At 31.5% G+C, this 8,571-nt stretch carries 6 protein-coding genes; all 6 read right to left on the reverse strand.

Going from position 1 to position 8,571, the window contains the following annotated elements; translation table 11 throughout:
* Window positions 1-163 precede the first annotated feature (163 nt).
* Window positions 164-1,189 carry a type I glyceraldehyde-3-phosphate dehydrogenase gene (gene gap, locus KA883_RS13490; protein ID WP_046206880.1) on the reverse strand — a complete coding sequence of 342 codons (1,026 nt, stop codon included), beginning with the start codon at window positions 1,187-1,189 and terminating at the stop codon, window positions 164-166.
* Between the two features lie 253 nt (window positions 1,190-1,442).
* On the reverse strand, window positions 1,443-2,069 hold the full coding sequence (gene coaE, locus KA883_RS13495; RefSeq protein ID WP_046206879.1) for a dephospho-CoA kinase: 627 nt from the start codon (window positions 2,067-2,069) through the stop codon (window positions 1,443-1,445).
* A gap of 15 nt (window positions 2,070-2,084) precedes the next feature.
* Window positions 2,085-2,957 (reverse strand): bifunctional DNA-formamidopyrimidine glycosylase/DNA-(apurinic or apyrimidinic site) lyase, encoded by an 873-nt coding sequence (gene mutM / locus KA883_RS13500; protein ID WP_046206978.1) that lies wholly within the window; start codon window positions 2,955-2,957, stop codon window positions 2,085-2,087.
* 15 nt (window positions 2,958-2,972) lie between these two features.
* Window positions 2,973-5,603 (reverse strand): DNA polymerase I, encoded by a 2,631-nt coding sequence (gene polA / locus KA883_RS13505; RefSeq protein ID WP_210140021.1) that lies wholly within the window; start codon window positions 5,601-5,603, stop codon window positions 2,973-2,975.
* Between the two features lie 361 nt (window positions 5,604-5,964).
* A complete protein-coding gene (gene pnpS, locus KA883_RS13510; RefSeq protein ID WP_046206877.1) occupies window positions 5,965-7,653 on the reverse strand; it encodes a two-component system histidine kinase PnpS in 1,689 nt (562 codons plus the stop codon).
* Window positions 7,653-8,363: a response regulator transcription factor gene (locus KA883_RS13515; RefSeq protein ID WP_046206876.1), complete on the reverse strand. Its 711-nt coding sequence runs from the start codon at window positions 8,361-8,363 to the stop codon at window positions 7,653-7,655. The genes pnpS and KA883_RS13515 overlap by 1 nt, the downstream gene beginning before the upstream one ends.
* Window positions 8,364-8,571: the final 208 nt, after the last annotated feature.

The following is an 8,571-nucleotide window of genomic DNA, read 5'->3' on the forward strand; positions in this document are numbered from 1 at the left end:
ACGCATAGCGTATGGTTTTTTTATCCAATAAAACCTCTCTTTAAAGTGAAAATGCACATTCACTTTAAAGAGAGGTAAAGATATAAGTTAACAATAAATTAATTTTCTTGGATACGCAATTACAAAGCAGTAACCACATTAAATATTTACAGTAATTAGGCTATTAATTAACAACAGTTGATACATTATTTTTTAATAATTGACCAATTTCTTCGGCAACATCAACAACTCTATTTGAATAACCCCATTCATTATCATACCAAGCTATAACTTTCACTTTATTTTCACCCATAATCATTGTACTTTGTGTATCAATAATGGCTGAATGTGGATTTGTGTTAAAGTCCATAGATACAAGCGGTGCATCTTCAGTCGCAATCACATCTTCTAATGTGTTATTTCTGAAAGCTTCATTAACTTGTTCTACTGTGACGTTAGTATCTAAATCAACCACTAAATCAACTAATGATACATTTTTAGTCGGCACTCTTAAAGCCATGCCATGTAGTTTGCCTTCTAGTTCAGGTAAAACTTCTTTAAGTGCTTTAGCCGCTCCAGTCGAAGTAGGAATAATACTTTCATTACATGAACGCGCACGTCTTAAGTCTTTATGTGGATTATCAATATTATTTTGATCATTAGTAATAGCATGCACTGTTGTCATTAAACCATTTTGAATACCGAATTGGTCATTAAGTACTTTTGCCACAGGCCCAATGCAATTCGTTGTACAAGAAGCATTACTAAAGATATCATATTTTTCAATGTCTAATTGATCATTATTCACACCTTTAACAATCATTTGTACATCTCCACCTTTAGATGGTCCTGTTAACAACACTTTTTTAGCACCAGCCGAAATATGAGCGACTGCTTTATCACCGTGATTAAATTTACCAGTAGCTTCAATTACAATATCTACATCAAGTTCGCCCCATGGTAAATTTTCTGGATTTCTGTCAGCAACAAGTTTTATTTCGCGGTCATCGACTTTTATACCATTCTCAATAGGTTCTACCTTTAAATCGAAATTACCATGTGTTGTATCATAATTGATTAGGTGAGCAATTGTTTCTGGTGGATAGCTAGCATTAATCGCGACTACATTCATATTTTCATTTTTTAGCGCTATTCTTAATACCATTCTACCTATTCTACCCATTCCATTAATTGCAATATTTGTCGTCATTCGAAGCACCCCTCGTTTTAGTGTTATACTTTATGGAATTAGTATAACATAAATCGATGAATGCGAAAGCGTTTTCTTAAAGAAAAATTTAAAAAACTTAAAATAATTAAAATTGTAGTTTTCTAAACGATTAATTTTAGAAAAATCTTTATCCTTATTATTATTGATATACAAAAAATCCCTCCAAAGTTTTCATTTGTTAAATGTCCACTTTGAAGGAATCAAATAAGTATGATTTTAAAAACATTGTTATTTAAATTTCTTGCGAATGACCTGTTTCACTTTCGATATAACCTTCATCAGTTAATAATTGTTCTAAGTTTTGTTTTAAATCTAATTTAGAATCTCGATTATCGATAACATGGTCTGCCATTCTGCGTTTTTTATCTATGGATATTTGACTATAAACACGTGCCTTTGCATCCTCCATAGAAATATCATTACGTTGCATTAATCTATCAATTTGGATACTTTCAGAAGTATAGACAAGCCATACTTCATCGACTGTATCTTGTAGTTCATTTTCATAAAGTAATGGGATATCCATTATTACATTATATCCATCTTTTAGAAATGCTTCTTTTTCTTGTTCCATAATGGTTCTAACAATTGGATGTACGATTTCATTTAATTCTAATCTTTTTTCTGGATAGTTGAAAATAATATCTCCTACATATTCTCGGTTCATATTACCATCTTCATCGATTGCTTCTTCTCCGAATGTTGAACGCACCTGCTCTAGTCCTTCAGAACCTTTTTCAACAGCTTTACGTGATGCAATATCTGCATCAACAATTTTAAAACCATGTGCTGTTAACAATTCTGAAACAGTTGATTTTCCTGATGCGATACCACCAGTTAATCCAATAACTTTAGGCATAATTTCACTCTTCCTTCATTTTTGACATACAGGACAGAAATGACTATTACGTGTTGCAATGATTTGTGTCTCAATATCATTTCCGCACACTTTACATGTCTTTTGTTTATATACATTTAAATGTTGTTGCATCGTACCTGTACTTCCATCTGCATGGAGATAATCTGAAATACTGGTACCTCCATATTTAATACCCGCTTCTAACACTTCTCGAACATAATAAAATAACATTTCTTTTTCTTGATAATTTAAATCTTTAGATATACGTGCTGGATGGATACCTGCTCTATATAATGCTTCACAGGCATAGATATTACCACAACCTGAAACTACTCTATGGTCTAATATCATTTGTTTGATTGGTTTATTTTGATATAATTTTTTATCAAACCATGACATAAAATGTGGTAATGCTTCTTTCTCAAAAGGTTCCGGTGCGATTTTTAAAAATGATGGATATCCTTCAAATGAAGCAACATTTCTAATCTCACCAAATCTCCGAATATCTGAGTAAACTAAGAGTTTGTCATTATCTAATTTAAAAATAACATGCCAATGTTTACGATAATTGGGAGCACTGATATCTTCTAAATGATCTACGACAAAAAAACCACCTGCCATACCTAAATGGCTAATAATTATTCTTTGTGTCGAACTATTTTCAATATAAAAAACAATATATTTGCTACGTCTTTCAATATTATGAATCGTGTAGCCTTTAGTATAATGTTTAAATGTATCTAAAGATAACCCTTTAATAATCGTTTCTTTATTATTATTTTTTCCTTCTATCACTTTATCAGAGAACATAATATCCTCAATTTTTTGCCCTTTTACAAAAGGCCTTATCCCTCTTGTAACATGTTCAACTTCAGGTAGTTCAGGCACCATATTCCCCTCTTTCTATTTCGCGCCATACCATGTTTGTCCATAACTAGATTCTACTTTCAATGGAACATCTAATTTCAATGCATTATCCATTATCTTTTCAATAAATTTTTCAAAGTCTTCTACTTCTTCTTCTGGCAATTCAAAAATTAACTCATCGTGTACTTGTAGTAATAGTTGAGCATGAAAATCTGTATGTTTAACCTCGTTAGCAAAATGAACCATCGCAAGTTTGATGATATCTGCTGCGCTTCCTTGTATAGGTGTATTCATTGCTGTTCTTTCAGCAAAACTTCTTAAATTAAAATTTCTACTTGTAATATCTGGAATATAGCGTCTTCTATGAAGCAGTGTCTCTACATAACCTTGCGCTTTACAATCTTTAACTATGTCTTCCATATATTGTTTAACACCAGGGAAACTGTCCAGATAATCATCTATAAATTTTTTGGCTTGTTTTCTAGTTATTCCCAAGCTTTGGCTTAATCCATAGTCACTTATACCATAAACAATACCAAAATTCACAGCTTTTGCTTGTCTCCGCATTAAACTATCAACATTTTCAGGTTCTACGTCAAAAACTTTCACTGCTGTGGCTGTGTGAATATCTTCATCATTGATGAACGCCTGTTTCAAACTTTCATCTTGTGTAATATGTGCCAGTACTCTTAATTCAATTTGTGAATAATCGGCTGAAAAGATAACATTATTTTTATCACTTGACTTAAATGCTTTTCTAATTTTTCGACCTTCTTCTAAACGTACTGGTATATTTTGAAGGTTTGGATCGATTGATGATAGACGTCCAGTTTGAGCCAATGTTTGATTAAATCGAGTATGGATACGATTATCTTCAGCAATCACTTTTTGTAAGCCTTCAACATACGTTGATTGTAATTTAGCTAATTGCCTATATTCTAAAATATATTCTATGATTGGATGTTCTCCTTGTAACTGTTCTAATACATCAACCGCTGTAGAGTATCCTGTCTTTGTCTTTTTAATGACAGGTAATTTTAATGTTTCAAATAATACAACACCTAATTGTTTTGGTGAGTTAATATTAAACTTTTCACCTGCAGCATCATAGATATTGTCAATTAAGACATCTAATTTACTTTGAATTTCTACTTCCATTTGTTGTAGTTCACTAAGTTCAGTATAAATACCTGTCTCTTCCATTTCACTTAAAATACGAGCCAACGGTAATTCTAAATCATGTAATAAATCAGTTTGATTATAGTCATCCAATTGTTGTTGAATTTTTGGTTTAACTTGGTTAATGGCGTTGACAATAGTTCCCACATAAGGATTTAATACGTCATCTGATGGAATTTGTTTTTTCTTGCCTTTTCCATATATTGCTACACTTGATTGAACATAATGCTGACCATAGTTTGCTACCACAGAATTCACATCATCTATTGTGCGTGAAGGATCAATAATGTAACTAGCTAGCATCACATCAAACACAATATGCTTAATATTAATACCAAGTCGATGTGCTACGATATAAGACTTTTTGGCATCGTAGACGATTTTTTCAGTCTTCTCATTTTCAAGCCAAGCAACCAGTGACTGATTTTGTGAAAGTTGTTCGGCATTGACTACGACATAATGTTGACCATCGAAGAAGCCAAATTTCAAAATATTGTCTTTTAAGTAATTGGCACCATCTAACTCGAAATGGATGATTGCTGTTTTTAATGAGTTGAAATCAATTTTTGTAAAATCATCTTCTAGTTCAATATCCATCTCTTGAACGTCAGAGTCATTAATTGAAGCATCCATCTGGTCTAAGAGTTGATTAAATTCTAATTTTTTAAATAGTTCAATTTTGTCATCAGTATCTGATTGATCAGGCAATTTAGTATCTTCTAATGATACTTCAATTGGACTATCACAATTGATAGTCGCCAACGTTTTACTCATTAAAGCATCATCTTTACTATTTTCAAGCTTTTCTTTCAATTTTTTACCCGAAACTTCATCTATATGTTCGTATACATTTTCTACTGTGGAAAATTGGTTTAATAGTTTAATGGCTGTTTTTTCTCCAACGCCTGCCACACCAGGAATATTATCAGAACTATCCCCCATTAGACCTTTCATATCAATAATTTGTTTCGGCGATAAACCATTATATTTTTCAGCTATAAATTCTGGAGTATAATGGTCGACATCTGTAACACCCTTTTTAGTGTAATAGATTGTAACATCGTCAGTAGCTAATTGTGTTAAGTCACGATCACCAGTAATGATTATTGTTTGGAAGTTTTCATGATTAGCTTGTTTGCTTAAAGTACCTATAATGTCATCTGCTTCATAGTTTTCTAATTCGTAACGTTTGATACGGTATGCATCCAATAATTGTCTAACGTATGGAAATTGCTCACTAAGTTCTGGAGGAGTGGATTGTCGTCCACCTTTATATTCACTATATTGCGCATGTCTAAATGTTGTTTTCCCAGCATCAAAAGCAACTAAAAAATGTGTGGGTTGTTCTTCTTTTATAATTTTTTCCAACAACATTGCAAAACCATAAACGGCGTTCGTATGAATACCAGCTTTATTTTGTAATAATGGTAACGCATAAAAAGCTCTAAAGCTCAAACTGTTTCCATCAATTAAAATTAATTTATTCAATATTTTAACCTCCAACACATATTTACTTTCCATTTTATCATAAATTATAGGTCAATCCGTATTCATTCGATGAGGTTGAGATAAAATAATTATTTCAATTAATCTCCATGTTATTGTCAGTCACTGTTAATCCACATATTATAGTTTAATGATTAAGCATCACTATGCACATGTTTATCGTCTCTATCACAGGCAGCTTTCCAACCTATTCAATCACAAGCACTTTTCTCTTTGTATAGGACAAAACAATGATTTCTAATAAATTTGAGTTTTTCTTACTCTATTTTTACTAACACAAAATAAAACGACCGATTAACCTTGGCCTATGATGGTTATGGTTAAATCGGTCGTAGTTATTATTTTAATCAAAAAATGTGACTCTAAAAGTAGAACCCTTTTCTGGTTCACTAAACACATTAATTCTACCTTGATGGGCTTCCATAATATGCTTTGTAATAGATAAGCCTAAACCTGTGCCTCCTGAATCTCTACTGCGGGCTTTATCTACACGATAAAAGCGTTCAAAGATATGTTTTTGATCTTGCTTACTAATACCAATACCAAAATCTTGAACTTCAAGCACACGCTTATTACCTTCTTTGAAAACACGCACAATGACTTGACTAGAAACTTTAGAATAACTTATTGCGTTCGAAAGTAAATTAAGTGCTACTTGCGAAACTTTATCTTTATTTGCCTCAATAATAATATCTGGTTCAATCTCATTAACTATTGTTATATTTTTACTTTCTGCGATATTTTGCATATGCTTCATTGTTGACTCAGCAATTTCAGATAAACTTGTTGGTTCTGTTTCTAATTGTGTTTGTTGCTCAACATGAGACAAATCTAATAAGTCATATACTAATGTTTCAATACGATTCGATTCTTTAGAAATGATGTTTAAAAAGTCATTTAATGTTTGTTCATCATTTTTAGCACCATCTAAAAGTGTTTCGGCGAAGCCTTTTATAGAAGTGATAGGTGTTTTCAATTCATGTGATACATTAGCTACGAATTCACGTCTTAAATTTTCTAATTTTTTCAAATTTGTAATATCATGTAGCACGACTACCATACCGTAAAGATTCTTTTTACTTTTAGATAAAATTGGAATACATGCTGTGTCAAAGTATTTTTGGTGGACTTGGTCAATTGTCAACTCTATTTGATCATAAGTTGATTTTTCAACTTTAAATGCTTCGGCGATTAACTTTTGAATCTCTGGATCTATAAAGTCGATATAGCTTTTATGTTCTACAACATTCTCAGGATTAAACACATCATAATATGATTTGTTTGCAATTACAATCTCACCATATTTATCTATCATTAAAATTGAACTAGGAATATTTTCTATCGTTGTTTTCAATCGATTAGATTGTAACTTTTGTTTATGATTTAATCGTTGTAATCTTCTGGCTAGCTCATTAGTGGTGACGAATAATTCTCTCGTTTCTTTAACATTACTTTCTGGAACCCTTACATGATAATAACCTTCGGCTAATAGGTTTGTTGCATATGTAACTTCATTTATCGGTCTAATGTAAGTTCTATTAATGCTTCTCACGACAAAGAAAATAATAACCAATACAAATAATCCAATTAAACCTACATATTTCCATATACCTATTTGTAGTTCTAGTATTTGATTATTAACACCACTGATAATCACATCTTTATCTCTAATCGAAGTTTTAAAAGTATATCTACGGTCATCCCCTATTTTATCGTAAATTATTTTGGAAGGATTCGCTTCATTATTAATATCATTATTAAATGGGGTCCCTGATTTTGTGGAAAATACTTCATCGTTACCTTCAGTAAGTATCAAAGTAAAATTTTCGTTTTTTGCAATATCTTTGATTTCATCTGTTTTATCATGATTGTATAAACTGACTAAATGTTGTGCTTGGTGTTCTAAGTCACCTTGTTGGCTTGATATGACTGTATTGTAAATGACATGTGTAATTATTGCACCTAATGCAACAAAACTAATGATAACGATGGTACATAATAAAAATAAGAGTCTTTGGTGAAACTTCAACATTAGACTTTAGGTCTTTCCAATTTATAGCCTAAACCTCTAACTGTTTTGATCAATTTAGGCTGCTTAGGGTTCTCTTCCAATTTATCTCTTAAATGACTTATATGTACATCCACAATTCTTGAGTCACCTGCAAATTCGTAATTCCAAACAGAGTTTAGCATATGCTCACGTGTAATTACTCTGCCTTGTCTTTCAATAAGATATAGTAACAGTTCAAATTCCTTAGGTGTGAGTTCTAATAATTCATCACCACGGTAAACCTCAAAATATTCTGGTCTAATTCTGATAGAACCAATTAAAATATCATCTTCATCATTTTCAACTGGTACTGCTTCATTGATCATGGCAGATCGTCTTAAAATGGCTTTAACTCTAGCTACCACTTCTCTCGGTGAAAATGGCTTAGTCATATAATCGTCTGCACCAAGTTCTAGACCTAACACACGATCAAATTCATCATCTTTAGCAGTTAACATTAAAATTGGCACTAAATTTTTATCAGATCGGATCGTTTTACAAACTTCGATTCCATCTTTTTTAGGAAGCATAACATCTAATACAACCAATTCTGGATTTACAGCATTCACTTTTTCTAATGCTTCTTCACCATCATAGGCAACATCCACGATATATCCAGCTTGCTCTAAATTATATTTTAACAAGGTTACAATTGATTGCTCATCATCTACTACAAGTACTTTTTGTGACATAGTATACCTCCAAATTTATGATTACAAATTAATTATAACGTAAATTTTAATAAAAATAACATACTTAAAAGTATTTTTACATAAACTTAATAAATAGAAAATAATTAGTTATTTGTAAAGAAAGCACAAAGAATTTGGATAAAGTCCGTATAATTGTCTAAAAGTAAAAAGGCCATATAACAGTCCTTTTACGGTACAATGTTTTTAA

Source organism: Staphylococcus sp. GDY8P54P (assembly GCF_017892645.1).
GTDB lineage: Bacteria > Bacillota > Bacilli > Staphylococcales > Staphylococcaceae > Staphylococcus > Staphylococcus ureilyticus.

Coding starts and splice junctions, on each gene's coding strand:
- pnpS (WP_046206877.1), bottom strand. CDS start 7,653: ATGTTGAAGTTTCACCAAAGACTCTTATTTTTATTATGTACCATCGTT.
- KA883_RS13515 (WP_046206876.1), bottom strand. CDS start 8,363: ATGTCACAAAAAGTACTTGTAGTAGATGATGAGCAATCAATTGTAACC.
- coaE (WP_046206879.1), bottom strand. CDS start 2,069: ATGCCTAAAGTTATTGGATTAACTGGTGGTATCGCATCAGGAAAATCA.
- gap (WP_046206880.1), bottom strand. CDS start 1,189: ATGACGACAAATATTGCAATTAATGGAATGGGTAGAATAGGTAGAATG.